We start from the raw sequence: 26,754 nt of genomic DNA, 5'->3' as shown, positions 1-26,754 counted from the left end.
GGGAAGCGCACCTCCCCGACAACAAGACACCAAAGGGGGAGGTTCTGTGTCATTTCGTCGTCGGAGTCACGCGCGGGGGGGGCGCCCCCCCCCCCCCCCCCCCCCCCGCCCCTCTCATGTCCGTACGGCTCAGGCCGACTTCTCGTGCCTGCCGTCGTTCTTCACGATCCGCGGGACCAGCGTCGGGTTGACGTTGTTGCGGACGACGTCGGCCGTGATGACCACGCGGGCCACGTCCTTGCGGGACGGGACCTCGTACATGACCGACTGGAGGACCTCCTCCATGATGGCGCGCAGGCCGCGCGCGCCGGTGCCGCGGAGGATCGCCTGGTCGGCGATGGCCTCCAGGGCCGGGCGGTCGAAGTCCAGTTCCACGCCGTCGAGTTCGAAGAGGCGCTGGTACTGCTTCACCAGCGCGTTGCGCGGCTCGACCAGGATCTGGAGGAGCGCCTCGCGGTCCAGGTTGTGGACGGAGGTGAGCACGGGGAGACGGCCGATGAACTCGGGGATCATCCCGAACTTCACCAGGTCCTCCGGCATGACCTCCTGGAACTGGTCGCTCGCCTCGATCTCGCGCTTGGAGCGGATGGTCGCCCCGAAGCCGATGCCCTTGGCGCCCGCCCGCGACTCGATGATCTTCTCCAGGCCGGCGAAGGCGCCGCCCACGATGAAGAGCACGTTCGTCGTGTCGATCTGGATGAACTCCTGGTGCGGGTGCTTCCGGCCGCCCTGCGGCGGCACCGAGGCCGTCGTGCCCTCCAGGATCTTGAGGAGGGCCTGCTGCACGCCCTCGCCCGAGACGTCACGCGTGATCGACGGGTTTTCGCTCTTACGGGCGACCTTGTCGATCTCGTCGATGTAGATGATCCCGGTCTCGGCCTTCTTGACGTCGTAGTCGGCCGCCTGGATCAGCTTGAGCAGGATGTTCTCGACGTCCTCGCCGACATAGCCGGCCTCCGTCAGCGCCGTCGCGTCGGCGATGGCGAACGGGACGTTGAGCATGCGGGCCAGGGTCTGCGCCAGCAGCGTCTTGCCCGAGCCCGTGGGGCCGAGCAGCAGAATGTTGGACTTCGCCAGTTCGATGGCGTCGTCACGGCCCTGCGCGCCACCGTTCTCGCCGGCCTGGACGCGCTTGTAGTGGTTGTACACCGCGACCGAGAGGGCCTTCTTCGCCGGCTCCTGGCCGACGACGTAGCCCTCCAGGAACTCGTAGATCTCGCGGGGCTTCGGGAGTTCCTCCCACCGCACCTCGCTCGTCTCCGCGAGTTCTTCCTCGATGATCTCGTTGCAGAGGTCGATGCACTCGTCGCAGATGTACACACCGGGTCCCGCGATGAGCTTCTTCACCTGCTTCTGGCTCTTTCCGCAGAACGAGCACTTGAGCAGATCGCCGCCATCACCGATGCGTGCCACGAGGTGCTTCCCCTTCGCCTGGGAGCGCTTGGTTCAGCGACTCCTGGTGCCTCATATTCGACGGTACCTTGCCGGGCCCCCCGTTCGGGCCCCCCTTGGCGTGGTTGACATGGTCGCAATTCGGCCACACCAACCACGGCGAGGGAAGGTCGGGCGTCAGCGCTCCGCGGAGGCCGTGCTCTTGCGGGTCGAGACGATCTGGTCGATCAGGCCGTACGCCAGGGCGTCCTCGGCCGTCAGGATCTTGTCGCGCTCGATGTCGTCGCGGATCTTCTCGATCGGCGTCGAGGAGTGCTTGGCCAGCATCTCCTCCAGCTGGCTGCGCATGCGCAGGATCTCGTTGGCCGCGATCTCCAGGTCGGAGAGCTGCTCACGGCCGGTGCCGCCGGAGGGCTGGTGGATCAGCACGCGGGCGTTCGGCAGGGCCATCCGCTTGCCGGGGGTGCCGGCGGCGAGCAGCACGGCCGCGGCGGAGGCCGCCTGGCCCATGCAGACCGTCTGGATGTCCGGCTTCACGAACTGCATCGTGTCGTAGATCGCCGTGAGGGCGGTGAAGGAGCCGCCCGGGCTGTTGATGTAGATCGAGATGTCGCGGTCCGGGTCCATCGACTCCAGGCACAGCAGCTGCGCCATGACGTCGTTGGCGGAGGCGTCGTCGATCTGCACGCCGAGGAAGATCACGCGCTCCTCGAAGAGCTTCGCGTACGGGTCGTACTCGCGCACGCCCTGCGAGGTGCGCTCCACGAAGCGGGGCACGACGTAGCGGTTGTCCATCGGCGCGCCGGTGTAGAGGCCGCTCGGGGAGAGGTTGTTCTGCATCTGGGTGTTCACCGTCCTGGTGGCGTTCAGAGGGGGCTGGGGGCTCTTCGGCGGGCTGCCGGCGCTCAGGCGCCCGTGCCGCCGCCGCCCGGAACACCCGCGGCGTGCGTGATGATGTCGTCGATGAGGCCGTACTCCTTGGCCTCGTCCGCGGTGAACCAGCGGTCGCGGTCGCCGTCACGGATGATCGCCTCGACGGTCTGGCCGGAGTGCTGCGCGGTGATCTCGGCCATGCGCTGCTTGGTGCGCAGCAGGTACTGGGCCTGGATCTTGATGTCGGAGGCGGTGCCGCCGATGCCGGCGGAGCCCTGGTGCATCAGGATGTCGGTGTTCGGCAGCGCGAAGCGCTTGCCGGGGGCGCCGGCGGTGAGCAGGAACTGGCCCATGGAGGCGGCCATGCCCATGCCGATGGTGACGACGTCGTTCGGGATGAACTGCATGGTGTCGTAGACCGCCATGCCGGCCGTCACCGAGCCGCCGGGGCTGTTGATGTACAGGTAGATGTCCTTCTCCGGCTCGGCGGCCAGGAGGAGCATCTGGGCGGTGATCTTGTTGGCGATCTCGTCGTCGACCTGCTGGCCTAGGAAGATGATCCGCTCGCCGAGCAGCCGGTTGTAGACATGGTCGCCGAGGCCGCCACCGATGGACGGCTCACCCGCGGCGTAAGGCTTCAGATTCGTCACGTATCCACCTGCTCGTCTCCGACGGCCCCGGGCCGTCTCAGCGTCTTGTTCTGAGGGCAGTGCCCTCGTATTCATGGACCCTAACGCGCAGGTCGGACAACGCCATCCCGGTTCCGGAACTGTTCGCTTGGAGCGCAAGGTAGTTGGGGGGCGTGTAAGCGGGTCCGGTTACGTCCACGGGCCCGTACGCACAGCAGTGCGTACGGGCCCGTGGAACAGGGTCCGCCGGGGGCGGGTGCCCTTACTTGTCCTCGGAGACCTCGGTCTCGCCGGTGACGGCCTCGACGGCCTCGGCGGCGGCCTCGACCTCGTCCTCGTCGTCGGAGAGGTCGACGACCTCGCCCTTGGTGTCGACGACCTTGGCGGCCTCGACGACGACCGCGAGGGCCTTGCCGCGGGCGACCTCGCCGACGAGCATCGGCACCTGGCCCTGCTGGGCCACGGCCTGGGCGAACTGGTCGGGGCTCATGCCGGAGGAGGCGGCACGGCGGAACAGGTGCTCGGTGAGCTCCTCGCGGGAGACGTCGAGCTTCTCCTTGTTGACGAGCTCATCGAGGATGAACTGCGTCTTGATGCCCTTCTCGGCCTGCTCCTTGGTCTCGGCCAGGAACTCTTCCTCGGTCTTGCCCTGGATCTCCAGGTACTTCGCGAGGTCGAGGCCCATCTGGCCGAGCTGGTGGTGCTCCAGGTTGTGCTTGCGGGTGTTGATCTCGTCCTCGAGAAGCTTCTCGGGCATCGGGACCTCGACCAGCTTGAGGAGCTCGTCGAGGACGCGCTCCTGGGCCTGGGTGGCCTGGTCGAACTGCTTCATGTTCTCGAGGCGCTTGCGGCTGTCGGCCTTGAGCTCGTCGAGGGTGTCGAACTCGGACGCCATCTGGGCGAACTCGTCGTCGAGCTCGGGGAGCTCACGGGCGGCGACGGCGGTGACCTTGACGGTGACCTCGGCGTCCTTGCCCTCGGCGGAGCCGCCCTTCAGCTGCGAGGTGAAGGTGGCCTCGCCACCGGCCTCCAGGCCCTTGACGGCCTCGTCGATGCCGTCGAGGAGCTCGCCGGAGCCGATGGTGTACGAGACGTCGCTGGCGACACCGTCGGGCAGGACCTCGCCGTCGACCTTGGCCTCCAGGTCGATGGTGACGACGTCGCCCTCGGCGGCGGCACGCTCGACGGTCTTCGTCGAGGCGAAGCGCTCGCGGAGCTGCTCCACGGACTTCTCGACGTCCTCGTCGGTGACCTCGACCGCGTCGACGGTGACCTCGATGCCGGAGTAGTCCGGGATCTCGATCGTCGGGCGGACGTCGACCTCGGCGGTGAAGGCCAGCAGCTCGCCGTCCTTCAGCTCGGTGATGTCGACCTCGGGCTGGCCGAGCGGGTTGACGTCGGCCTCGTTGACGGCCTCGGTGTAGAACTTCGGGAGCGCGTCGTTGACGGCCTCCTCCAGCACGGCGCCGCGGCCGAACCGCTGGTCGATCACGCGGGCCGGGATCTTGCCCTTACGGAAGCCCTTGACCGTGACCTGCTGGTTGATCTTCTTGTACGCCGCGTCGAGGCTGTCCTTGAGCTCCTCGAAGGGCACCTCGACAGTGAGCCGAACCCGGGTCGGGTTCAGGGTCTCCACGGCGCTCTTCACGGTTCGGTCTCCTTGTGGCTGATTCCTGGAATCCGCCGGGGCCGCGTGTGGCGGTTCCGGCGGGTCGGCCCGGTCAGAAAGACACACGGGCACGCAGCTTGCATAGTAACCGCAAGCGGGATGACGCCCACAACGTGATCAAGAACGCGCGAGGTGAGCGCGTGATCGTCATGGTCGGGGTGGCGGGATTTGAACCCACGGCCTTCCGCTCCCAAAGCGGACGCGCTACCAAGCTGCGCCACACCCCGTCGGTGCGACACGTAGGGTACATGGACGGGGACTGTGCGGCGCCCCCTGTTTTCCGGGTGTGCGCGAACGGCCCGTGACCGGCTACCATGCTCCTCGTGCCGCGGTCCTCGTGACCTGCGGCGCGATGCTGTGCGGGTGTAGCTCAATGGTAGAGCACTAGTCTTCCAAACTAGCTACGCGGGTTCGATTCCCGTCACCCGCTCCACTACGAGAAAACCCCAGGCCACCTGGGGTTTTCTTGGTTTCGGGCCCTCGGCCGCTCAGAACTTTATGGCGGCGATCGTCTGCGTTATCGAGTCCAGGAAGCGCTGGATGTCGTCGGCCATGCCGGTGGAGGCGAGGAAGAAGCCGAAGAGGACCGCGATCACGGCCGGGCCGCCCTTGAGGTTTCCCCCTCGGATCAGCACCACCAGGATGATTGCCAACAGCAACACCACAGACAGTGAAATGGCCACAACTGATCACACCCTCGGTCGGTCCCGCCTTGCCCACCAGGGAGCCCCTGTCTCGGAACACCCCCCGCTGTCTCCATCGTGCCATCAACCCCCCTGCCCTGGCTGCCGGGTGACGAATCGTCGTGCAGAAGATCACGTCACACGGAAGCGGTTCAGGCCGGACGCGAGAGGAGGAGTAGGGCGCGGTCGTCGTTGACGTCCTTGGCTACGGCCTCGATCAGGTGCCAGGCGACGCCCTCGAAGCCCTCGGCGACGCAGCGGTCGGCCTCGCCGGTGAGGCGGTCGATGCCCTCGGCGATGTCCCGGTCGGCGGCCTCGACCAGGCCGTCGGTGAAGAGCATGAGGACGTCGCCGGGCCGCAGGGAGCCCTTGACCGGGTGGAACTCGGCCCCGTCGTAGACGCCGAGGAGGGGCCCGTCGGCGGCCTTCTCCTCCCAGCGGCCGCTGCCCGCGTGGAGCTGGAGGGCGGGCAGATGGCCGGCGGAGAAGAGTTCGTAGTCGCCGGATTCCAGGTCGAGGACGAGGTGGATGGAGGTGGCGAAGCCCTCGTCCCAGTTCTGGCGGAGGAGGTAGCCGTTGGCCGCGGGCAGGAAGCCGTGCGGCGGCAGCGAGCCGAGGAGTCCGCCGAAGGCGCCGGAGAGCAGCAGGGAGCGGGAGGCCGCGTCCATGCCCTTGCCGGAGACGTCGGTGAGGACGACCTCCAGGGTGCGCCCGCCGTGGGTGCGGGCGGCGACGACGAAGTCGCCCGAGAAGGACTGGCCGCCGGCCGGGCGCAGCGCCATCTCGCGGTGCCAGCCCTGCGGGAGCCGGGGCAGGGCGCTCTGGACCCGGATGCGTTCGCGCAGGTCGAAGAGCATGGTGCCGCCGCGCCGCCAGGGCACGCCGACGCGGGCGCGGAACTGGGCGATGAGCAGCCCGAAGAGTCCGCAGGCGGCGACGACCAGGACGGTGCCGGGGGTGACCCTGGCCGGGCCCTGGGTGTACGGGCCGAGGACGACGGACTCGACGATGAGGGCGCCCGCGGCCGCCGCGTACAGGGCGAGCAGGCTGGCGGGGCGCAGCAGCAGCCCGCCGGCGACGATCGGCAGGACGAGCGCGGCGGGCGCGCACCAGACGGGGTCGAGGAGGCTCCCGCACGCGATGGCGGGGATCATCACGAGGAGTCCGGCGAAGGCGAGCCAGTCGGCGCCGTCGCCGCGGAAGTAGTCGACGGCGGACCTGCGCAGCGCGACGCGGGCCCGGCGCACGCGCCTGCGTGTCCGGGCCGCGTACGAGTTCACTCCGGCTCGCTGTCCCATTGGCCTGGACCCTATCCATCCCGTCGGACATCGTGCAGGGGGTACCCCGGTGACAATGTGCGTGAAATCGGGTCGCCCCGGACGCGCGCCGCTGATATCGATGGCATATGACGACTGAACTGCGGGTTCTCGACCCGTCGGAGTGGGAGCGCTGGTACGGAGTCCTCGAGCTCGCGTTCGGAGGCGTGGCCGAGGCGCCGGAGGAGCGGGAGCTGTACCGCGGCCTGACCGAGTTCGACCGTTTCATCGGCGCCTGGGACGGCGATCTGTGCGTCGGTACGACGGGGGCGTTCACGTTCCGGCTCACGGTGCCGGGCGGGGCGTCGGTCCCGGCGGCCGGGGTGACGATGGTGAGCGTGGCCGGAACGCACCGGCGGCGCGGGATCCTCACCTCGATGATGCGGCGGCAGCTGGACGACGTACGGAGCTGGGGCGAGCCGCTGGCGGTCCTGACGGCCTCCGAGCCGGAGATCTACGGCCGCTTCGGCTACGGCGCGGCGACGTACGCGGCGCACGCGACCATCGACACGAACCGGGTGCGGCTGAGCGTGCCGGCGGGCCCCGAGGGCGTGGACGGCGTGACGCTGCGGGTGACGAGCCTGGAGGAGGGTCTCGACGCGGCCGAGGCGGTGTACGCGAAGCTGGTCCCCGGCCGGCCCGGGATGCTGGCGCGACGGCCCGGCTGGGAGCGGCAGGCGCTGCTCGACCCGCCGGGCGACCGGGGAGGGGCCTCGCCGCGGATGTGCCTGCTGGCCGAGCGGGGCGGTGCGGTCGTCGGGTACGCGCACTACGCGATCAAGCCGGACTGGTCCTCCGCGGGGCCCGACGGTTCCGTCTCGGTGCACCAGCTGGCCGGCCTCGACGCGGTGGCGGAGGCGGCGCTGTGGCGCTTCCTGTGCTCGGTGGACCTGACGGCGAAGGTGAAGATCCACAACCGGCCGGTGGACGACGCGTGGCAGCACCTGGTGTCGGACGTCCGGCGCTGCGCGCCGACGCTGCGGGAGAGTCTTTTCGTACGGCTCGTGGAGGTGGGTGCGGCGCTTGAGGCGCGGACGTACCAGGCGCCGGTGGACGTGGTGTTCGAGGTCGCGGACGCGTTCTGTCCCTGGAACGAGGGGCGGTGGCGGCTGACGGGTGACGCGAAGGGGGCGACCTGTGTGCGTACGGGGGATGCGCCCGATCTCGCGCTGTCCGTGCGGGAGTTGGGGGCGGCGTACCTGGGCGGGGCCTCGTTGGTGTCGCTCGCCTCGGCAGGGCGGGTGCGGGAGCTGCGGGACGGGGCGCTGGTCGAGGCGTCCGCGGCCTTCGGGTCCCCGGTTGCCCCCTGGCTACCGCACGGGTTCTAGGGCGGGGCGGCAACGGGTCGGGCAGCGCCCACGGGTCAGCGCTGCTGGCACCCCGGGCACCAGAAGAGGTTTCTGGCCGCCAGGTTCGCCGTGCGGATCTCGTCGCCGCAGATGTGGCACGGCATGTTCGCGCGGCGGTAGACGTAGACCTCGCCGCCGTGGTCGTCCACGCGGGGTGGGCGGCCCATGGCCTCGGGGGTGTGTTCGGGGCGGACCGTGTCGATGCGGTTCAGGCGGACGCCCTCGCGCATGAGGGCCGCCAGGTCCTCCCAGATCGCGGTCCACTCCCCCGCGGTGAGGTCCTTGCCCGCGCGGTACGGGTCGATGCCGTGCCGGAAGAGGACCTCGGCGCGGTAGACGTTGCCGACGCCCGCGATGACCTTCTGGTCCATGAGGAGGGCGGCGATCGTCGTGCGGCTGCGAGAGATGCGGTGCCAGGCCTTCGCCCGGTCGTCGTCCTCGCGGAGCGGGTCCGGGCCGAGGCGGTCGTGTATCGCCTGCTTCTCGGCGTCCGTGATCAGCGCGCAGGTGGTGGGGCCGCGCAGGTCGACGTACCCCTCGGGGTTGGCGAGCCGCAGCCGGACCGTGTCCGTGGGCGGCGGGGCCGGGGCGTCGCCGAAGTTCACCTTGCCGAAGAGGCCCAGGTGGATGTGGATCCATTCGTCGCCGGGGAAACCCAGGAAGAGGTGCTTCCCGTGGGCTTCGGTCGTCTCCAGGGTCGTGCCGTCGAGCAGGGCCGCCGAGTCGGCGAACTTGCCCTGGGGGCTGGAGACGCGCACGGGCCGGCCGCCGAACCGCTCGCGGTGGTCGGCGGCCAGCCGGTGGATGGTGTGCCCTTCGGGCATCAGGCGGTCGGCTCCTGCGGGTGGTGCGCGGGGATCGGGGGGAGCTCGCCGGTGGTCTCGTACGCGGTGAGCATGTCGATCCGGCGGGTGTGGCGCTCGTCACCGGAGTACGGCGTGCTCAGGAAGATCTCGACGAACTTGGTCGCCTCTTCCCGGGTGTGCATCCGGCCGCCGACGGAGACCACGTTGGCGTTGTTGTGCTCGCGGCCGAGGGCGGCGGTCTGCTCGCTCCAGGCGAGGGCGGCGCGCACCCCCTTCACCTTGTTGGCGGCGATCTGCTCGCCGTTGCCGGAGCCGCCGATGACGATGCCCAGGCTGTCCGGGTCCGCGGCCGTCTTCTCGGCGGCACGCAGGCAGAACGGCGGGTAGTCGTCGAGGGCGTCGTAGATGTGGGGGCCGCAGTCGACGGGCTCGTGGCCGTGTGCCGTGAGCCACTCGACGAGGTGGTTCTTTAGTTCAAAGCCGGCGTGGTCGGAACCGATATAGACGCGCATGATGCCGAGTGTGGCACGCCAGGGCCCGGGTAGCAGGCATCGGGGTCGGGAGCTTCACCCGGCCTGGTACGGACCTTCGACTTCGCGAGGTCGCCCGTACAACGATCCGGAATGAGGTCTTCCGATCATCCCTGTTCACGGGGTTCAATGCTCTGGCTCGCGACCCGAGCGCCCCCCACACACGAGGAAGCGTCTGTGAACACGCAACCGACCCTGACGAAGGACGGCCAGGAGACCGGCACCACCGGTGGCTCGCAGTCCTCCGACGGCCTCAAGGCCGGACTCAAGAACCGCCATCTGTCGATGATCGCGATCGGCGGCGTCATCGGCGCCGGTCTCTTCGTCGGCTCCGGCTCCGGCATCGCCGCGGCCGGTCCCGCGATCCTCCTCTCGTACGCACTCGTCGGCGCGATGGTCGTCTTCGTGATGCGGATGCTCGGCGAGATGGCCGCCGCCCGGCCGTCCTCCGGCTCCTTCTCGGCCTACGCCGACCAGGCGCTCGGCCGCTGGGCCGGCTTCACCATCGGCTGGCTGTACTGGTTCTTCTGGGTCGTCGTCCTCGCCGTCGAGGCGACCGCGGGCGCGAAGATCCTGGAGAGCTGGGTCCCGGCCGTGCCGCAGTGGGGCTGGGCGCTCATCGTGATGGTGGTGCTGACCGCGACCAACCTGGGCTCCGTCGCCTCGTACGGCGAGTTCGAGTTCTGGTTCGCCGGCATCAAGGTCGTCGCCATCGGCGCCTTCGTCGTCATCGGCCTGCTCGCCGTCTTCGGCGTGCTGCCCGGCTCGGACAACCCGGGCGCCGGATTCGCGCACCTCACCGACAGCGGGGGCTTCTTCCCGATGGGCGCGGGCGCGGTCCTCACCGGTGTCCTGATGGTCGTCTTCTCCTTCATGGGCAGCGAGATCGTCACCCTGGCCGCCGGCGAGTCCGAGGACCCGCAGAAGGCGGTCACCAAGGCCACCAACAGCGTGATCTGGCGGATCGGCGTCTTCTACCTGGGCTCGATCTTCGTCGTCCTGACCCTGCTGCCGTGGAACGACAAGTCGATCGTCGACAAGGGCTCGTACGTCGCCGCCCTCGACTCCATCGGCATCGCGCACGCCGGCCAGATCATGAACGTGATCGTCCTGACGGCCGTCCTGTCCTGCCTGAACTCTGGCCTCTACACGGCCTCCCGCATGGCCTTCTCGCTCGGTCAGCGCGGTGACGCGCCCAAGGCCTTCGCGAAGACCAACAAGCGGGGCGTGCCGACGGCCGCGATCCTCGGCTCGGTCGTCTTCGGCTTCGTCGCGGTCTTCTTCAACTACAAGTGGCCGGACACCGTCTTCGCCTTCCTGCTGAACTCCTCCGGCGCCGTCGCCCTCTTCGTCTGGCTGGTCATCTGCGTGACCCAGCTGCGGATGCGCGGCATCATCCTGCGGGAGTCGCCGGAGAAGCTGGTCGTGAAGATGTGGCTCTTCCCGTACCTGACCTGGGCGACCATCGTCATGATCGTCGGCGTCCTCGGCTACATGGTCGTCGACGGCGGCAGCAATCGTGAGCAGGTCGTGCTGTCCCTGCTCGTGGCCGCGCTCGTGATGGCGATCGCGGTCGTCCGCCAGCGCTTCGGCAAGACCGAGCAGCTCGCGGAGCTCTCCGAGAGCCGCTGACCACGCACGCGAGAGGGCCCGCCGTTCCCCGGGGAACGGCGGGCCCTCTCGTATGTGTACGGGGCGGGGCTCAGCCCTTGCGGCCGACGAGCTTCCAGGCGGCCGGCAGGGCGCCCATGGCGAGCGCGGCCTTGAGGGCGTCGCCGATGAGGAACGGGGTGAGGCCGGCGGCGACGGCCTGACCGAGGGTCATGCCGGTGGCGAGGGCCAGGTACGGCACGCCGACCGCGTAGATGAGCGCGGAGCCGAGCACCATCGCGCCGGCCGTGCGGAGCACGGAGCGGTCGGCGCCGCGGCGGGCGAGGGCGCCGACGACGGTGGAGGCGAGGAGCATGCCGAGGATGTAGCCGAAGGACGGCATGCCGTAGCCCGAGGAGCCCTCGGCGAACCAGGGCATGCCCGCCATGCCCGCGACGGCGTACAGGGCGAGGGCGAGGAAGCCGCGGCGGGCGCCGAGCGCGGTGCCGACGAGCAGGGCGGCGAAGGTCTGGCCGGAGACCGGGACCGGGGAGCCGGGGACCGGGACCGAGAGCTGCGCGGCGAGTCCGGTGAGGGCGGCGCCGCCGACGACCAGGGCGATGTCGCGGGCGCGACTCGCCGGGATGAGGTCGGCGAGGACGGCGCCCGCCCGGAGGGTGCGGACGGGGGCGGTGGCGGTGCTCATCGGTACTCCGCGGGGTGAGGGTGGGAGGGACAGGTTGACGCTATGCCAGGAGTGAGCGTCCGATCACCGTCAGCCGTCGACAAAGCGGCGGTCGAGCGTTTCATGGAGATCGAACAAAGCCCGCCGATCACACCTCGCGCCACGTGACGCTTGTCACTGGGACCTCATGCCAGGAGGTCCCTTTTGCGCCAAGGGGCGTTCGCTGGAGAGACTGTGGGGTCTCCATAAACCGTCAGAGAGCACGAGCCCCCCACATGCACGAACCCCTCGCCCCCGAGAGGGAGCCGCTCGCTCCCGAACCGGAGTCCCTCTCCCACGGCCTGAAGCAGCGTCATCTGACGATGCTGGGGCTCGGCGGGGTGATCGGCGCCGGTCTCTTCGTCGGCTCGGGCGCCGGCATCGCCGTCGCCGGACCCGGCATCGTCGTCTCGTACCTGCTCGCCGGGGCGCTCGCGATGCTGATCATGCGCATGCTCGGCGAGATGTCGGCGGCGATGCCCGCCTCGGGCGCCTTCTCGGTGCACGCGGAGCGGGCGCTCGGCCGCTGGGCGGGGTTCTCGGTGGGCTGGCTCTACTGGTTCCTGCTCGTCGTGGTCCTCGCCGTGGAGGCGACGGGCGCGGCGAGGATCGCGCACGGCTGGGTGCCGGACGTGCCGCAGTGGGGCTGGGTGCTGGTCTTCATGATCGTGTTCACCCTGGCCAACCTGGCGGCGGTGAAGAACTTCGGCGAGTTCGAGTTCTGGTTCGCGGCGCTCAAGGTCGGCGCGATCGTCCTCTTCCTGGTCCTCGGCGTGCTCGCGATCCTGGGCCGGCTGCCGGACACGGATCCGGTGGGGCTCGCGAACCTGACCGGGCAGGGCGGCTTCCTGCCGAACGGCTGGTCCGGGGTGGTCTCCGGGGTCCTGGCGGTCATCTTCGCCTTCGGCGGTCTGGAGGTCGTCACGATCGCGGCGGCGGAGTCCGACGACCCGGCGCGGAACGTGGCGCGGGCGGTGCGCAGTGCGGTCTGGCGGATCCTGCTCTTCTACGTGGGCTCGATGCTGGTCATCGTGACGCTGCTGCCGTGGACGTCGATGAAGCCGGGCGAGTCGCCGTACGTGGCGGTCCTGGACGCGATCGGGGTGCCGGCGGCGGGTCAGATCATGAACGTGGTGGTGTTCGTGGCGCTGCTCTCGGCGCTCAACGCGAACCTGTACGGGTCCTCCCGGATGGTGTTCTCACTGGCGGAGCGCGGGGAGGCGCCCAAGGGGCTGCTCAGGGTCTCGGGAGGCGGGAGCAGGAGCGGAGGCGTGCCGCGCCGGGCGGTGCTGGCCTCGGTGGCCTTCGGCTTCGTCTCCGTCCTGCTCAATCTGAAGTGGCCGGATTCCGTCTTCCTCTACATGCTCAACGCGGTCGGCGCGGTGCTGCTCTTCGTCTGGGCGCTGATCGCGGTCTCGCAGCTGCGGCTGCGGCGCCGGATCGAGCGGGAGGCGCCCGAGACGCTGAGCCTGCGGATGTGGGGCTTCCCGTGGCTGACGTGGGTGGCGCTGGCCGCGATGGGCGCGGTGCTCGTCCTGATGCTGTTCGACGACGGGGCGCGGCCGCAGGTGCTGTGGTCGGCGGGGGCGACCGGGGCCGTCCTGCTGGTGGCGTGGGCGCGGGAGCTGCATACGAACCGGAACTGAATCTTCACCTTGTGTGAACTCTGTGCCCGGATACCGGACAACTGTTCCCTCTGGGCGGTGGTGGCCCTCAGACTGTGGGCCACCCTCCCGTCTCACCTAGTGAACAGAGTTCGCCCATGTCTCGGACCACCGCGCCCGCGCCGGCCGACCGCAAGGACGGCGCGACGACCCCCACCGGGGGCCTGACCCATGGCCTGAAGCAGCGCCATCTGTCGATGATCGCCCTCGGCGGCGTCATCGGCGCCGGCCTGTTCGTCGGCTCCGGCGCCGGCATCGCCGCCGCAGGACCCGGCATCGTCCTCGCCTACGCGGTCTCGGGCCTGCTCGTCATGCTCGTGATGCGCATGCTGGGCGAGATGTCGGCCGCGCACCCCTCCTCCGGCTCCTTCTCCTCGCACGCCGAGCGGGCGTTCGGCTCCTGGGCCGGCTTCACCTCCGGCTGGTCGTTCTGGGTGCTGCTCAGCGTCGCCGTCGGCCTGGAGGGCATCGGCGCCGCGAAGATCGTCACCGGCTGGCTGCCCGGCACCCCCGAGTGGGCCTGGGTCGCGCTCTTCATGCTGGTCTTCTGCGGCACCAACCTGGCGGCCGTGAAGAACTTCGGCGAGTTCGAGTTCTGGTTCGCCGCGCTCAAGGTCGGCGCCATCACGCTCTTCCTGGGCCTCGGCGTGCTCGCGATCCTGGGCGTCCTGCCCGGCACCGACTCGCCCGGCACCGGCAACCTCTTCGGCCAGGGCGGCTTCCTGCCCAACGGCAGCGAGGGCCTGATCGTCGGCCTGCTGGCCTCGGTGTTCTCGTACGGCGGCATGGAGACCGTCTCCATCGCCGCCGCCGAGTCCGAGAACCCCGTCAAGGGCGTCGCGAGCGCCGTGCGCACCGCGATGTGGCGCATCTCGCTCTTCTACATCGGCTCGATGGCCGTCATCGTCACGCTCGTGCCGTGGGACGACAAGGCCGTCATCGAGAAGGGCCCGTACGTCGCCGCGCTCGACCACCTGGGCATCCCCGGCGCCGGCCAGATCATGAACGTGGTCGTGCTCGTCGCCCTGCTGTCCGCGATGAACGCCAACGTCTACGGCGCCTCGCGCATCGCCTTCTCGCTCGTCCACCGCGGCCTCGGCCCGAAGGCGCTCGGCAAGGTCTCCGGCGGTGCTCCGCGCCTGGCCGTGCTCGCCTCCTGCTTCTTCGGCTTCGTCTGCGTGGGTCTGAACTACTGGTCCCCCGACACGATCTTCCCGTGGCTGCTCAACATGATCGGCGGCGTGATCCTGGTCGTCTGGATCTTCATCGCGGCCTCGCAGCTGGCGCTGCGCCGCCGCCTGGAGCGCGAGGCGCCGGAGAAGCTGGTCGTGCGGATGTGGGGCTTCCCGTACCTGACCTGGGCGGCGCTGGCCGGCATGGCGGCGATCTTCTTCCTGATGGCCCGCGACGAGGGCACCCGCGTGCAGCTGTACGCGACGGGGGCGATGACCCTGGTGCTGGCCGCGATCGGCCTCGTCCGCCAGATGACCGGGGCGGGCCGCGCTTCCTGACCCCTCCCCGCTCCCTTCCTCGGCGAGACCCCCGGACCACCGCTCGGTCCGGGGGTCTCGTCGTGTCCGGGACCTGGGCCCGAGGGCTGATCAACTTCTACCGCACCTACTGTTAGCCTGCACTTGCACATGATGTGCAATAAGCCTTCGGAGGGGACGGCCCATGGCGATCTACACACTTCCCGAGCTGCCGTACGACTACGCGGCGCTGGAGCCGGTGATCAACCCGGAGATCATCGAGCTGCACCACGACAAGCACCACGCCGCTTACGTCAAGGGCGCGAACGACACCCTGGAGCAGCTGGAGGAGGCGCGCGAGAAGGACCAGTGGGGCGCGGTCAACGGCCTGGAGAAGAACCTCGCGTTCCACCTCTCCGGCCACATCCTGCACTCCATCTACTGGAACAACATGGCGAGCCCGAAGGCCGGCGAGGGCGGCGGCGAGCCGCTGGCCGCCGACGGCGTCGGTGAGCTCGCGGACGCGATCACCGCGTCCTTCGGCTCCTTCGCCCGGTTCAAGGCCCAGCTGACCAAGGCCTCCGCGACCACCCAGGGCTCCGGCTGGGGCGTCCTCGCGTACGAGCCGGTCAGCGGCCGTCTCATCGTCGAGCAGGTCTACGACCACCAGGGCAACGTCGGCCAGGGCTCGGTCCCGATCCTGGTCTTCGACGCCTGGGAGCACGCCTTCTACCTGCAGTACAAGAACCAGAAGGTCGACTTCATCGAGGCCATGTGGCAGGTCGTCGACTGGCAGGACGTGCACCGGCGCTACCTGTCGGCGAAGGCCTCGGTGCCGCTGATCTCCTTCTGAACCCCCGGCTCCTGCTCGTGATCGTCTTCTCAGCCTTCACCGGGCAGGTGGAAAAGAGGACGGCCCCCGCGATGACGTGAATCGCGGGGGCCGTCTGCCGCACGAAAGCGACTACTCGAAGCTGGGCGCCGCCGTGCGGGTGCGCTTGATCTCGTAGAAGCCCGGCGTCGACGCCACGAGCAGCGTGCCGTCCCACAGCCGGGCGGCGTCGTCGCCGCGCGGGGTCGGGGTGACGACGGGGCCGAAGAAGGCGACCTCGTCGCCCGTCGGGCCCGGGACCGCGATGACCGGGGTGCCGACGTCCTGGCCGACCTTGCCGATGCCCTCCGTGTGGGAGGCGCGCAGCTCGGCGTCGTACGTGTCCTTGTCGGCGTACTCCACGAGGTCCTCGGGAAGACCGACCTCCTTCAGGGCGGCGGCGATCGCCTCCTTCGTCGGGGCCTCGCCGTTGTTGTGGAAGCGGGTGCCGAGCGCGGTGTAGAGCTTGCCGACGTACTCCTCGCCGTGCAGCTCCTTGGCGGCGGTCACCACACGGACCGGGCCCCACGCCGTGGTCCGCAGCATCTCCCGGTACTCCTCCGGGACCTCGTCGATCTTGTTCTCGTTGAGCACGGCCAGGCTCATGACCTTCCAGCGCACGTCGACCGGGCGCACCTGCTCCACCTCCAGCATCCAGCGGGAGGTCATCCAGGCCCACGGGCACAGCGGGTCGAAGTAGAAGTCGGCGGTGGTCCTGCTCTCGGACATGTCACTCCTCGGTAAGGCCGCATGAAGGGGTCGTGCCGAAAGGGGGGAACGTCCGGGAGGTCCGGCCGCATTCCCGCGCTCCGGCATTGCCGTGTGCCGCGTGACAGCAGCGCATGGGAGGATCGGTGCTGTTTCGAACGCGCCACGAAGGAGTGACCGTGCCCGGTGAGAATCTGTCCCGCGACGAGGCCCACGAGCGGGCCGCGCTGCTGTCCGTCGACGGGTACGAGGTCGTCCTCGACCTGCGGTCGGCGGTCGGCGAGTCCGACGAGGCGGTGCGCACCTTCCGCTCGCGGACGACGATCCGGTTCCGCCGCACCGGCGAGGGCACGAGCACGTTCGTCGACCTGATCGCCCCCTCGGTGAACGCGGTCACGCTCAACGGCCGCGCGCTCGACCCGGCGGTGGTCTTCGACGGCGCGCGGATCGCGCTCGACGGGCTCGCCGACGAGAACACGCTCGTGGTGGACGCGCAGTGCGCCTACAGCCGGACCGGCGAGGGCATGCACCGCTTCGTCGACCCGGAGGACGGCGAGGTCTACCTCTACACGCAGTACGAGCCGGCCGACGCCCGCCGGGTGTACGCGAACTTCGAGCAGCCCGACCTCAAGGCCCCGTACCGCTTCGCGGTGACCGCGCCCGAGGGCTGGACGGTGTGGTCGAACGGCGCGGGCGAGCAGGACGCCGAGGGAGTGTGGCGGTTCGCGGAGACCGCGCCGATCTCCACGTACATCACCTGCGTCGTGGCCGGCCCGTACCACTACGTCACCGACAGCTACACGCGCGGCGACCTGGAGATCCCGCTCGGCGCGATGTGCCGCAAGTCGCTCGCGAAGTACTTCGACGCCGACGACGTCTTCCTGATCACCAAGCAGGGCTTCGACTTCTTCCACGACAACTTCGACTACCCGTACCCCTTCGGGAAGTACGACCAGGCCTTCGTCCCCGAGTACAACCTCGGCGCGATGGAGAACCCGGGCATGGTGACCTTCCGCGAGGAGTACATCTACCGGGGCAAGGTCACCCAGGCCGCGTACGAGAGCCGGGCCAACGTCATCCTGCACGAGATGGCGCACATGTGGTTCGGCGACCTGGTCACCATGGTGTGGTGGGACGACCTGTGGCTGAAGGAGTCCTTCGCGGACTTCATGGGCTCCTTCGTGAACGCCGAGGCCACCCGCTTCACCAACAGCTGGGTGACCTTCGCCAACAACCGCAAGGCCTGGGCGTACCGCGCCGACCAGCTGCCGTCCACGCACCCGATCACGGCCGACATCCGTGACCTGGAGGACGCCAAGCTCAACTTCGACGGCATCACGTACGCCAAGGGCGCCTCGGTGCTCAAGCAGCTCGTCGCGTACGCCGGGCGGGACGCGTTCCTGGAGGGCGCGCGCCGCTACTTCAAGCGCCACGCCTACGGGAACACGCGCCTGGCCGACCTCCTCGCGATCCTGGAGGAGACCTCCGGACGCGACATGAAGACCTGGGCGAAGTCCTGGCTGCAGACCTCCGGCGTCAACAGCCTGACCCCCGCCGTCACCTACGACGCGGAGGGCCGGATCACCGAGCTCGCCGTCCTCCAGGAGGGCGACGCTGTGCCCGATCAGCCGACTCCGTCGGCGGGGCGTCCGCACCGCGCCGCCGTCGGCCTCTACCGGCTCTCCGGCGGGGAGCTCGTGCGGTACGCGCGGGCCGAGGCCGACATCACCGGCACCCGGACCGTCGTCGAGGCGCTCGCGGGCGAGGAGAAGCCCGACCTGGTGCTCGTCAACGACGACGACCTGACCTACTGCAAGATCCGCTTCGACGAGGGCTCGCTCGCGACCCTCCGCGCGCACCTCGGCGACATCACCGACCCCCTGGCCCGCGCCCTGTGCTGGTCGGCGCTGTGGAACCTGACCCGCGACGGGCTCATGCCCGCCCGGGACTTCGTCTCCGTCGCGCTCGCCTTCGCGGGCCGCGAGACCGACATCGGCGTCCTCCAGATGGTGCACGGCTGGGCGAGGTCGGCCGTCACCCTCTACGCGACGCCCGCGTGGCGCGAGGAGGGCGGGCGGCTGCTCGCCGAGGGCGGGCTACGCGAGCTGCGGGTGGCCGAGCCGGGCAGCGAGCACCAGCTGACCTGGGCGCGGTTCTTCGCGGCGACCGCCTCCGCCGACGCCGACTTCCAGCTCCTGGAGGGGCTGCTCGACGGCGCGGCGAAGATCGACGGCCTCGACCTCGACCAGGAGCTGCGCTGGGCACTGCTCTCCCCGCTGGCCTCGCACGGCCGCGCGGACGAGGCCCGGATCGGCGAGGAGCTGGCCCGGGACGACACGGCCACCGGCAAGCGCCACCAGACCCGCCTGCTCGCCTCGCGGCCCTCGGCGGCGGTCAAGGCGCAGGCCTGGGCGCAGGTCGTCGAGTCGGACACCCTGTCGAACGCGCTGGTCGAGGCGACCATCGAAGGCTTCGTGCAGCCCTCGCAGCGCGAGCTGATCGCGCCGTACGCGGAGAAGTACTTCGCGGCGATCGAGCGGGTCTGGGACGAGCGGTCGATCCAGATCGGCATCCACGTGGTCCGGGGCCTGTTCCCGGGGCTCCAGGACCGTCCGGAGACGCTGGCCGCGACCGACGCCTGGCTGTCGGAGCACGCCTCGGCGGCGCCGGCCCTGCGCCGTCTCGTCCTGGAGGCCCGCGACGACCTGGCGCGGGCGCTGCGGGCGCAGGAGTGCGATGGCCGCGCGGCGGAGTAAGCCGTAGGCCCTGGGGGCGGCGCGCTTGACGGCGTGCCGCCCCGCAGGGCTTCGGGGTGCGGGCTTCGGCCCCGCAGCCCCCTCGCCGTGTCGGTGCCGGCGCAGGCCGGGACCCGCCCCCATCGGCAGTCGAACGTGCGTACTTTAGGGCGAGGTTGTCCCGGAATGTCGACGGGCGTGTAACAGGGGTTAGGGGAGCCTTCGGAAGCGGAAGACCCCCGGCATGAACCACAACACCCCCATCACCCCCCGCCCCCTCCCCCTCTCCTCCCGCACCGGTCGTGCGCAACGCCTCGCGTCCGCCGACCAGTTGAGGGCGCAGGGCATCGCCGCCGCCGAGGTCGCCGCGCACTGCCGGCCCGGCGGCTGGCAGCAGCTGCTGCCCGGCGTCTTCCTGCTCCAGCCCGGGCAGCCCACCAGCGAGGACCGGCTCAGGGCAGCGCTGCTCTACGCCCGCAGGACCGGCGCCGTACCCCCGCAGGGGCCCGACGCGATGATCACCGGGCTCGCCGCGCTCACCCTGCACCGCTTCTCCTCCGCTCCCCCGCTCACCGCCCTGGACCGGATCGACGTCCTCGTGCCGCGCACCCGCCGGCTGCGCTCGACCGGCTGGGTACGGGTGGTCCGCGCCCCCGAGTCGCCCGAGCCGGTGGAGCTCACGGGCCTGCCCGTCGCCCCCGTGGCCCGCGCCGTCGCCGACGCGGTGTCGGGCCTCTCGGACGCGGAGACCGTCCGCCGGCTGCTCACCGAGGCCGTACGCGGCGGGCACTGCGAACCCGGCGCGGTCGTACGGGAGTTGAGCCGGGCCCGGCTGCTCTCCCGGCCCCACGTGGTGGACGCGGTGGACGCGCTGCTCGCCGAGGGGCGCGCGCGCTCCGAGCAGCGGCTGTACGAGATGGTGCGGGAGTTCGCGCTGCCGGACCCGCTGTGGAACGTGGACCTGCGGCTGCCGGGCGGCCCGCACCTGGGCGGGGTGGACGCCTACTGGCCGGACCAGGCGGTCGCCGTGGAGCTGGACACCCGGGCGCCGCGACAGGACGACGACGAGCTGTGGACCGAGTACACCCGCAAGCGGGAGCACCTGGAGCGGCTCGGCATCACGGTCGTCCACCTCACCCCGCGCAAGCTGCGCGAGGCGATGGACCAGCAGGCCACCGTGGTCCGTACGGCCCTGATGGCCGCGGCGGACCGGCAGCCCGCCACGTACGTCGTCGTCCTGCCCCGGTGAGGGGCTACTTCTTCGGGGCGGTGCCGCAGAACTCGGCCTCGATGACCTTCTCGGCGCTCCCCGCCCAGTCGGCGTTGAAGTTGCCGGCGAGGGAGTGCTCGCCGTCGCGGGTCACCTGGGCGAGGGAGGTGGAGCCGTGGATGCCGCCGCCGTGGCCCCAGATCTCCTTCCCGCAGCTGAGCTTCTCCTTCATGAGCCCGAGGCCGTAGCCGACGTTCGGGTACTGGGGGGAGATGGGGACCGTGGTGGTCATCTCCTTCAGTCCGTCCTTCGTGAGGAGCCGGCCCTTGAGGAGTGCCCGGTAGAAGGTCTGCAGGTCACGGGAGTCGGAGATGATCTCGCCGGCCGAGCTCGCGATGCTCGGGTTGAGGTCGGAGACGTCGTGGACGGGGGCGTTCACGTCCCGGGAGAGCTTGGAGTACGCCGGGCTGCTGGGCTCCGGCATGGCCGAGCGGGTCCCGGGGACGGTGGTGGCGCGGAGCTTGAGCGGCTTGATGATGCGGTTCTCGACGGCCTGGCCGTACGGGCGGCCGGTGACCTTCTCGATCACCATGCCGGCGAGGACGAAGTTGGTGTTGGAGTAGTTCCAGCTGCTGCCGGGATCGAAGTCCGGCTTGTGGGCCATCGCGACGGAGACGAGCTGACGCGGGCTCCAGGTGTCGTAGCGGTGCTCCAGGAAGCCGGAGCCGAAGACCTTCTCCTGGAAGGCGGGGTCCTCGGTGTAGCTGTAGATGCCGCTGGTGTGGTTGAGCAGCTGGCGGACGGTGATCTCGCGGCCGTCGTGGCCGTTGCCCCGGACGACTCCGGGCAGCCACTTCTCGACCGGGTCGTCGAGGTCGATGCGGCCCTCGGCCTGGAGCTGGAGGAGGACGGTGGCGGTGAAGGTCTTCGTGATGGAGCCGACGCGGTAGCGGTCGTTGCCCTTGCGCTCGCCGGCGGTGCCGGTCCACTGGTCGCGTCCGTCGCGGGCCTGGGCGACGGCGCCGGGCACGCCGTCGGCGACGGCGGTGTCCAGGGCCCGCTGGGTGGCGGCGTGGTCCGGCTTCGCGGGAGCCGACGCCGCGAGGGCGGGTGCCGCGAGCGTGGTGGCGGCGAGGCCGGCCACGAGGGTGGCGGCGAGGACGGTGCGTACGGTGCGGGCGGCTGACATGCGGGGCTCCCCTGATCGTTGTACTGCGGTCAGGGGAGGGGACCGCGGGAGGGCGGGAGGGGGTTGATCGCGTCCGTGACGGTTGAGCCGTTTTCGGCCTTCCGGCAGAGGTCAGAGGTTGTCGTGCTGGGTGAGGTGCGAGCGCCCGAGGGGCGGCCGGTCGCGCCACAGCTGGAGGCCGATGTCGACGAGTTCCACGCGGGCGAGGGAGGGCACGGAGTCGAGCGGGTGCCAGGCGGCGAGGTCGGTGGAGCCGCCCTCCTCGTTCCGCAGGTCGCCGCCCGTGATCCGGGCCTCGTACAGGACCCGCAGCCCCTGCCAGTCGCCCGGGATGCCGAGGCGGCTGAGCCAGGAGCGCCGGATGGAGTCGATGCCGAGGAGCGCGGTCGGCTCGGTCAGATAGCCGGTCTCCTCCTCGACCTCGCGGACCACGGTGTGGACGGGATCCTCGCCGTGGTCCATGCCGCCGCCCGGCAGCGTCCACCGCTTCACGCCGTCCTTCGCGACCCAGCGGGCCAGGAGTATCTCCTCGCCCCGGACACACACGGCGTAGGCCGCCACCCTCAACTCCTGCTGCATGGGAAGAGGTTAGAACCAGGAGGCGGGGTACGTCCGCCCGGTTGTCCGGCCCGCCGCGAGCCCGGCGGCGACGAGGCGGCGGGAGGCCGGGCCGAGAAGGCCGAGAAACGACCAGAACCGTTCATTTACTCTTGAGGGGTTAGTTCCTCGAGGAGGGTGTCCGCCATGACCGTCATCGACCCCCGGCCGCTCACCGGCGAGCCCGTCTCCCTTGACCTGCTCAACACCCGCTGGAACGAGGAGGGCGTCCGCCGGGACCTGCTCGCGGGCGTCGAGGGCCTCGCCGTCTGGCTCGCCGCCCACGGCCTCGCCGAGCGGTTCGGCGCCGACGCGACCACCCTGCGCCACACCCTCGCCGCCCGGGACGCGCTCGCCGCGCTCGTCGACCACCCCGGCGACCCCGCCGCCACCGCGCGCGTCGACGCCGTCCTCGGCCACGGCCGCATCCGGGCCACGCTCACCACCGAAGGCCCCGGCGAGGAGGCCGAGTTCGCCGATCAGGCCTGGGGTCCCGGCTGGACCGCCGCCCGCGACTACCTCGACCTGCTGCGCACCGCGCCCGACCGGATCCGGGCCTGCGCCCACGAGGCCTGCACCCTCCACTTCTTCGACACCTCGCGGAACGGCACCCGCCGCTGGTGCTCCATGGCGGTCTGCGGCAACCGCGCCAAGGCCTCCCGCCATTACGCCCGTACGAAGGAGAGCTGAGCCCACCCACTCAAAACCAAAAACGGAATTCAACTTTCCTCGAATATGTCGAGTCGACTTGGGGCCATAGGGACCCGGGCGTCCGCTTTCACCACCCATGAACCTCAGATCTACCTCAGGGCTGCCAGAAATCCCCATCTCCGCCCCTGAATTCGTCTAACGTTCTTCTCGTCCAGCCCACCCAGGGTCGACAAAGGGGAGGGAAATCTGATGGGAATCAACATGAGGCGCGGGCCGCTCATCGCCGCGATCGCCTTTGTCGCCGTGGCGGGGATGGCCGCCCCGGCGACCGCGTCCGCCACAGTCCTGACCGCTCCCGGTCTCGTCGCCGAGGAGCCGACTCCGGTCGACACCACCCCCGTCGAGGAGCCGGTGAACACCGCACCGCCCGCAGAGCCGGAGGAGACCGGCCTGGAAGCGCCTGTCGACCCGGAGCCTGAGCCGATCGTCACCGGCAAGCCGCCCATAGATACCACCAACAGCGAGTACTGCGGCCCCACCCAGCGGATCTACATCCCCACCAGCAAGGGCGGGACCTACCACTCGGGCGTCGGCCCCACCAACGCGAACTACAACGGGACGTCATAGATTGTCCGCTCGACCTTCACCTCGGAGGTCACCGGATCGGTGGGCGTTTCCGTCACCGCCGGCCTCGCTCCCAGCGTCGGCGTGATGCTCGCCAAGATCGAGGCCAAGTACGAGGTGAACCTGTCCGCCAGCCTGACCGCGAAGCTGGGCAACACCATCGCCATCAACACTCCGCCCCGGAGGACGACCAACGCCAAGTATGGCGTCTACCGGCTCAAGAACACCGGTACGAGCTACTCCGTCTACAGCAACTGCTCGACCAGCCCCACGAAGACCGTCACCAGCTACTCACCGCTTAAGGTCGGCTGGTACGTATGGGAGAGCTGATCTTTCCCCGCGCGGGAGCGGCTTTGCTCGCCGGAACAGCACTCCTCTTGGGAACCGTCGGCTGCACCGGCAAGGGCGGCGAGCAGGCCTCGCCTCCACCTTCCGCTTCCACGTCCGCCAAGCCCAGTAGCACCCCGAGCAGCACACGAGCGGAACACATCGAGGGAGAGAGCGTCACCCAGGCCCCCAAACCGGTGAACGGAGCCGTTCTCCTGAGCGCGGCGTCACGGACAGGGAATGCGGCACTGCCGCTCGGCAAGAAGATCGACAAGGGACGGCTGGCCGTTCAGGTCAACTGCCAAGGCAAGGGCACACTCACGGTGTCGATCACACCTGCGGGCCTCGACTTCCCGCTCAGCTGTGTCGACGGCGAGGTGAGCAGCACCTACAACGAGTTCCATCTGAAGCGTTCACGCGATGACGGGACGATTCGAATATCAGCGCCGTCGACGGTTCGCTGGGCCCTGACGGTGGAGCAGTAAGGCAGGCAGAAATCTTCCGGAGAAGACGCCTGAAAATATTCGACGATTCCCAAGCTCCTAGGACCGGCCGCGAAATCCCGCAGGTCCTATTGAATTCACGCGCTCACAGCCCCCGGCGTGCGCACTCTCATCTAGGGACGCACGCCGGGGCTTCTGTGCTCCGGACCGCAACCGAAGCGCCCGCCGCAGGTGTGCACCCTCCTACGCCGTCCCGGTCATCGTCCCGTCCCTTGGACAATGGATTGGACAAGGCGGCCCGGGACATACGCATCATGGACCGGCAACACCCTGCACATACGTACGGAGGAGTCCCCGTGAAGGTCGGAATCGTCGGAGCCACCGGTCAGGTCGGCACGGTCATGCGCAAGATCCTCGCCGAGCGGGCTGCCACATCCCCTATTGGCCCGGTCGACGAGCTGCGCCTCTTCGCGTCCGCGCGCTCCGCCGGCACGGTCGTCGACGGCATCACCGTCGAGGACGCCTCCACCGCCGACTACACCGGCCTCGACATCGTGCTCTTCTCCGCCGGTGGCGCCACCTCCAAGGCCCTCGCCGAGAAGGTCGCCTCGCAGGGCGCCGTCGTGATCGACAACTCCTCCGCCTGGCGCCGCGACCCCGAGGTCCCGCTGGTGGTCTCCGAGGTCAACCCGCACGCGGTCAAGGACCGCCCCAAGGGCATCATCGCCAACCCGAACTGCACCACGATGGCCGCCATGCCGGTCCTCAAGCCGCTCCACCAGGAGGCCGGCCTCACCGCGCTGATCGCCACCACCTACCAGGCCGTCTCCGGCTCGGGCGTGGCCGGCGTCGCCGAGCTGCGCACGCAGGCCTGCGCCGTGGCCGAGCAGGCCGACCGGCTGGCCTTCGACGGCGAGGCCGTCGCCTTCCCCGAGCCGACCGTCTACCGGCGCCCCATCGCCTTCAACGTCGTCCCGCTGGCCGGCAACCTCGTCGACGACGGCACGCACGAGACCGACGAGGAGCAGAAGCTCCGCAACGAGTCCCGCAAGATCCTGGAGATCCCGGAGCTCAAGGTCTCCGGCACCTGTGTGCGCGTCCCGGTCTTCTCCGGCCACTCGCTCCAGGTCAACGCCCGCTTCGAGCGTCCGATCAGCGTCGAGCGCGCCTACGAGCTCCTCAAGGACGCCGAGGGCGTCGAGCTCTCCGAGATCCCGACCCCGCTCCAGGCGGCCGGCAAGGACGCCTCGTACGTGGGCCGCATCCGCGTGGACGAGACCGTCGAGAACGGCCTCGCGCTGTTCCTCTCCAACGACAACCTGCGCAAGGGCGCGGCGCTGAACGCCGTGCAGATCGCGGAGCTCGTCGCGGCGGAGCTCAAGGGCTGACCCGCACGACCCCTCGGAGGGGCGGCTTCCCTTTGCGGGGAGCCGCCCCTCCGACGTGTCCGCCCGTGCCAGAGTTCCCCCATGACCCAGATATCCAGAGGGGCCGACGTCCCGGTGCCCCCGCAGGCCCTTCATGTCGCGGTCAGCTGGCGGACCGGGCCCGGGGTGCCCGACGTGGACGTCTCCGCGCTGCTCCTCGGGGCCGGGGAGCGGGTGCGGGGCGACGCCGATCTGGTCTTCTACAACCACGCCGAGCACCCCTCGGGGGCCGTCCGGCACCTGGGGAAGTCGGCCCCCGGCGCGCCCGGCAGCCCGGCCGCGGACTGGCTGTGGCTGGACCTCGCGCGCGTGGAGCCCGATGTGGGGCGCCTGGTGATCGCCGCCTCGGCCGACGGGGGCGCCTTCGGGCAGGTGCCGGGGCTCGACATCCTGGTCACGGACGCGGCCGGCACCCCCCTGGCGTACTGCCCGATCGGGAACGCGACGACGGAGACGGCGTTCGTCTTCGGCGAGTTCTACCGGCAGGACGGCGGCTGGCGGTTCCTGGCGGTCGGCCAGGGGTACGCCTCGGGACTCGCCGGGCTCGCGACGGACTTCGGCATCGTGGTGGAGTACCCGCCGCCGCCGATCCCGGGCCCCGGTTACGTCCCGCCGCCCCCGCCCCCGGCGCCCGCCGCCCCGCCCGTGCCGGTGGCCGATCCGTACGGCGGGGAGTTCCGGCCCCGCGGGTACCAGGGGCGCGGCAAGGAGACCGTGCACTGCGATGCGGGTCTTCCGGCGGGGCACTGGGTGCTCCTGGAGATCGAGTCGTACCACTCGCTGTCCACGACGATCGAGTCCTGCGACGCGTACGGGCGGGCCGAGGACTATCTGCTCACGGCGTACGAGGACGACGTGCGCGCGCGTACCGTCGCCCTCGTCCCGCGCGCCCGCCCGCTGTCCCTGCGGGTGGAGGCCGACACCCCCTGGACGCTGCGGGTGCTGCCGCTGTCCCACGCGCGCCGTTTCGACAACCACGTCGAGGGCATCGCCCACGATCTGGTGATCTACGAGGGGCCGGCCGGGGTACTCGACTTCGCGCACCACGGGGAGTCGAACTTCACCGTCCACCAGCACACCCCGCCGGCCGACCCGCTCTACGACGACGAGGAGCAGGACCTGCTGGTCAACGAGATCGGCGAGGTCCGGGTGAGCACCCCGGTGCCGGGCCCCGGGCTGCTGCGGATCAGCGGTGACGGACCGTGGAAATGTTCCGTGCGCCGCTGAGGCGGGCCGTGGAAGGATGGCCCAAACGTCACGAACCGAGGAGTTGACCGG

Annotated in this window: 25 protein-coding genes and 2 tRNA genes; 14 read left to right on the top strand and 13 right to left on the bottom strand. The window is 70.2% G+C overall.

What is annotated here, in order from left to right; genetic code table 11:
- Positions 1-129: 129 nt before the first annotated feature.
- The 5 genes from clpX to ACZ7HT_RS14875 all read right to left on the bottom strand — a co-directional run bounded on the left by clpX (position 130) and on the right by ACZ7HT_RS14875 (position 4,790).
- Positions 130-1,413 (bottom strand): ATP-dependent Clp protease ATP-binding subunit ClpX, encoded by a 1,284-nt coding sequence (gene clpX, locus ACZ7HT_RS14895; RefSeq protein WP_015033605.1) that lies wholly within the window; start codon positions 1,411-1,413, stop codon positions 130-132.
- 156 nt (positions 1,414-1,569) lie between these two features.
- Positions 1,570-2,232: an ATP-dependent Clp protease proteolytic subunit gene (locus ACZ7HT_RS14890; RefSeq protein WP_030684990.1), complete on the bottom strand. Its 663-nt coding sequence runs from the start codon at positions 2,230-2,232 to the stop codon at positions 1,570-1,572.
- Between the two features lie 65 nt (positions 2,233-2,297).
- Positions 2,298-2,915: an ATP-dependent Clp protease proteolytic subunit gene (locus ACZ7HT_RS14885; RefSeq protein ID WP_453222385.1), complete on the bottom strand. Its 618-nt coding sequence runs from the start codon at positions 2,913-2,915 to the stop codon at positions 2,298-2,300.
- Between the two features lie 241 nt (positions 2,916-3,156).
- A complete protein-coding gene (gene tig, locus ACZ7HT_RS14880; RefSeq protein WP_471164839.1) occupies positions 3,157-4,542 on the bottom strand; it encodes a trigger factor in 1,386 nt (461 codons plus the stop codon).
- A 171-nt stretch (positions 4,543-4,713) separates the two neighbouring features.
- Positions 4,714-4,790 (bottom strand) — tRNA-Pro (locus tag ACZ7HT_RS14875).
- Between the two features lie 132 nt (positions 4,791-4,922).
- On the opposite strand from ACZ7HT_RS14875, the gene ACZ7HT_RS14870 reads away from it, so the two are divergent.
- Positions 4,923-4,996, top strand: a tRNA-Gly gene (locus ACZ7HT_RS14870).
- Positions 4,997-5,051: 55 nt separating this feature from the next.
- On the opposite strand, the gene ACZ7HT_RS14865 is transcribed toward ACZ7HT_RS14870, so the two are convergent.
- Positions 5,052-5,246: a hypothetical protein gene (locus ACZ7HT_RS14865; protein ID WP_471164836.1), complete on the bottom strand. Its 195-nt coding sequence runs from the start codon at positions 5,244-5,246 to the stop codon at positions 5,052-5,054.
- A 152-nt stretch (positions 5,247-5,398) separates the two neighbouring features.
- A complete protein-coding gene (locus tag ACZ7HT_RS14860) occupies positions 5,399-6,544 on the bottom strand; it encodes a PP2C family protein-serine/threonine phosphatase (protein WP_471164834.1) in 1,146 nt (381 codons plus the stop codon).
- Between the two features lie 107 nt (positions 6,545-6,651).
- On the opposite strand from ACZ7HT_RS14860, the gene ACZ7HT_RS14855 reads away from it, so the two are divergent.
- Positions 6,652-7,890: a GNAT family N-acetyltransferase gene (locus ACZ7HT_RS14855; RefSeq protein ID WP_471164830.1), complete on the top strand. Its 1,239-nt coding sequence runs from the start codon at positions 6,652-6,654 to the stop codon at positions 7,888-7,890.
- Between the two features lie 35 nt (positions 7,891-7,925).
- Here the strand turns inward: ACZ7HT_RS14855 and ACZ7HT_RS14850 are convergent, their stop codons facing one another.
- Together ACZ7HT_RS14850 and ACZ7HT_RS14845 are read right to left on the bottom strand one after the other, a co-directional pair.
- A complete protein-coding gene (locus ACZ7HT_RS14850) occupies positions 7,926-8,735 on the bottom strand; it encodes an Fpg/Nei family DNA glycosylase (RefSeq protein ID WP_471164827.1) in 810 nt (269 codons plus the stop codon).
- On the bottom strand, positions 8,735-9,229 hold the full coding sequence (locus ACZ7HT_RS14845) for a ribose-5-phosphate isomerase (protein WP_471164824.1): 495 nt from the start codon (positions 9,227-9,229) through the stop codon (positions 8,735-8,737). Before ACZ7HT_RS14845 ends, ACZ7HT_RS14850 begins: the two co-directional genes overlap by 1 nt.
- A gap of 195 nt (positions 9,230-9,424) precedes the next feature.
- Here ACZ7HT_RS14845 and ACZ7HT_RS14840 point away from each other — a divergent pair, with 195 nt between their 5' ends.
- Positions 9,425-10,879, top strand: coding sequence for an amino acid permease (locus tag ACZ7HT_RS14840; protein WP_471164821.1), 1,455 nt, complete (start codon positions 9,425-9,427; stop codon positions 10,877-10,879).
- A gap of 70 nt (positions 10,880-10,949) precedes the next feature.
- Here ACZ7HT_RS14840 and ACZ7HT_RS14835 read toward each other — a convergent pair whose 3' ends face one another.
- Positions 10,950-11,543, bottom strand: coding sequence for a biotin transporter BioY (locus ACZ7HT_RS14835; RefSeq protein WP_471164818.1), 594 nt, complete (start codon positions 11,541-11,543; stop codon positions 10,950-10,952).
- Between the two features lie 254 nt (positions 11,544-11,797).
- Here ACZ7HT_RS14835 and ACZ7HT_RS14830 point away from each other — a divergent pair, with 254 nt between their 5' ends.
- The 3 genes from ACZ7HT_RS14830 to ACZ7HT_RS14820 all read left to right on the top strand — a co-directional run bounded on the left by ACZ7HT_RS14830 (position 11,798) and on the right by ACZ7HT_RS14820 (position 15,547).
- The gene (locus ACZ7HT_RS14830; RefSeq protein WP_471164814.1) at positions 11,798-13,207 is read left to right on the top strand and encodes an amino acid permease; all 1,410 of its coding nucleotides are present in this window, start codon (positions 11,798-11,800) and stop codon (positions 13,205-13,207) included.
- Between the two features lie 116 nt (positions 13,208-13,323).
- The gene (locus tag ACZ7HT_RS14825) at positions 13,324-14,736 is read left to right on the top strand and encodes an amino acid permease (RefSeq protein WP_471164811.1); all 1,413 of its coding nucleotides are present in this window, start codon (positions 13,324-13,326) and stop codon (positions 14,734-14,736) included.
- Between the two features lie 163 nt (positions 14,737-14,899).
- Entirely contained in the window at positions 14,900-15,547 is a 648-nt protein-coding gene (locus ACZ7HT_RS14820; RefSeq protein WP_471164808.1) for a superoxide dismutase, read from the top strand.
- Positions 15,548-15,658: 111 nt separating this feature from the next.
- On the opposite strand, the gene ACZ7HT_RS14815 is transcribed toward ACZ7HT_RS14820, so the two are convergent.
- On the bottom strand, positions 15,659-16,294 hold the full coding sequence (locus ACZ7HT_RS14815) for a mycothiol-dependent nitroreductase Rv2466c family protein (protein ID WP_471164804.1): 636 nt from the start codon (positions 16,292-16,294) through the stop codon (positions 15,659-15,661).
- A 158-nt stretch (positions 16,295-16,452) separates the two neighbouring features.
- Between ACZ7HT_RS14815 and pepN the strand changes: the two genes are divergently transcribed.
- Both pepN and ACZ7HT_RS14805 read left to right on the top strand, forming a co-directional pair.
- Entirely contained in the window at positions 16,453-19,029 is a 2,577-nt protein-coding gene (gene pepN / locus ACZ7HT_RS14810; RefSeq protein ID WP_471164801.1) for an aminopeptidase N, read from the top strand.
- Between the two features lie 223 nt (positions 19,030-19,252).
- Positions 19,253-20,257 carry a hypothetical protein gene (locus tag ACZ7HT_RS14805; protein ID WP_471164798.1) on the top strand — a complete coding sequence of 335 codons (1,005 nt, stop codon included), beginning with the start codon at positions 19,253-19,255 and terminating at the stop codon, positions 20,255-20,257.
- 4 nt (positions 20,258-20,261) lie between these two features.
- Here ACZ7HT_RS14805 and ACZ7HT_RS14800 read toward each other — a convergent pair whose 3' ends face one another.
- Positions 20,262-21,407 (bottom strand): serine hydrolase domain-containing protein, encoded by a 1,146-nt coding sequence (locus ACZ7HT_RS14800; protein WP_471164796.1) that lies wholly within the window; start codon positions 21,405-21,407, stop codon positions 20,262-20,264.
- Between the two features lie 111 nt (positions 21,408-21,518).
- A complete protein-coding gene (locus ACZ7HT_RS14795) occupies positions 21,519-21,986 on the bottom strand; it encodes an NUDIX hydrolase (RefSeq protein ID WP_471164793.1) in 468 nt (155 codons plus the stop codon).
- A gap of 165 nt (positions 21,987-22,151) precedes the next feature.
- Between ACZ7HT_RS14795 and ACZ7HT_RS14790 the strand changes: the two genes are divergently transcribed.
- From ACZ7HT_RS14790 to ACZ7HT_RS14765, 6 genes are all read left to right on the top strand, one after another.
- The gene (locus ACZ7HT_RS14790; RefSeq protein ID WP_471164790.1) at positions 22,152-22,694 is read left to right on the top strand and encodes a CGNR zinc finger domain-containing protein; all 543 of its coding nucleotides are present in this window, start codon (positions 22,152-22,154) and stop codon (positions 22,692-22,694) included.
- Positions 22,695-22,904: 210 nt separating this feature from the next.
- The gene (locus tag ACZ7HT_RS14785) at positions 22,905-23,282 is read left to right on the top strand and encodes a hypothetical protein (protein WP_471164788.1); all 378 of its coding nucleotides are present in this window, start codon (positions 22,905-22,907) and stop codon (positions 23,280-23,282) included.
- Between the two features lie 39 nt (positions 23,283-23,321).
- The gene (locus ACZ7HT_RS14780; protein ID WP_471164785.1) at positions 23,322-23,609 is read left to right on the top strand and encodes a hypothetical protein; all 288 of its coding nucleotides are present in this window, start codon (positions 23,322-23,324) and stop codon (positions 23,607-23,609) included.
- A complete protein-coding gene (locus ACZ7HT_RS14775; protein ID WP_471164783.1) occupies positions 23,597-24,091 on the top strand; it encodes a hypothetical protein in 495 nt (164 codons plus the stop codon). The genes ACZ7HT_RS14780 and ACZ7HT_RS14775 overlap by 13 nt, the downstream gene beginning before the upstream one ends.
- 314 nt (positions 24,092-24,405) lie before the next feature.
- Entirely contained in the window at positions 24,406-25,437 is a 1,032-nt protein-coding gene (locus ACZ7HT_RS14770) for an aspartate-semialdehyde dehydrogenase (RefSeq protein ID WP_471164780.1), read from the top strand.
- Between the two features lie 81 nt (positions 25,438-25,518).
- On the top strand, positions 25,519-26,703 hold the full coding sequence (locus ACZ7HT_RS14765) for a TerD family protein (protein WP_471164777.1): 1,185 nt from the start codon (positions 25,519-25,521) through the stop codon (positions 26,701-26,703).
- Positions 26,704-26,754 lie beyond the last annotated feature (51 nt).

The organism is Streptomyces sp. NPDC037410 (genome assembly GCF_055602235.1).
This window is presented reverse-complemented; position numbering and strand designations above follow the sequence as displayed.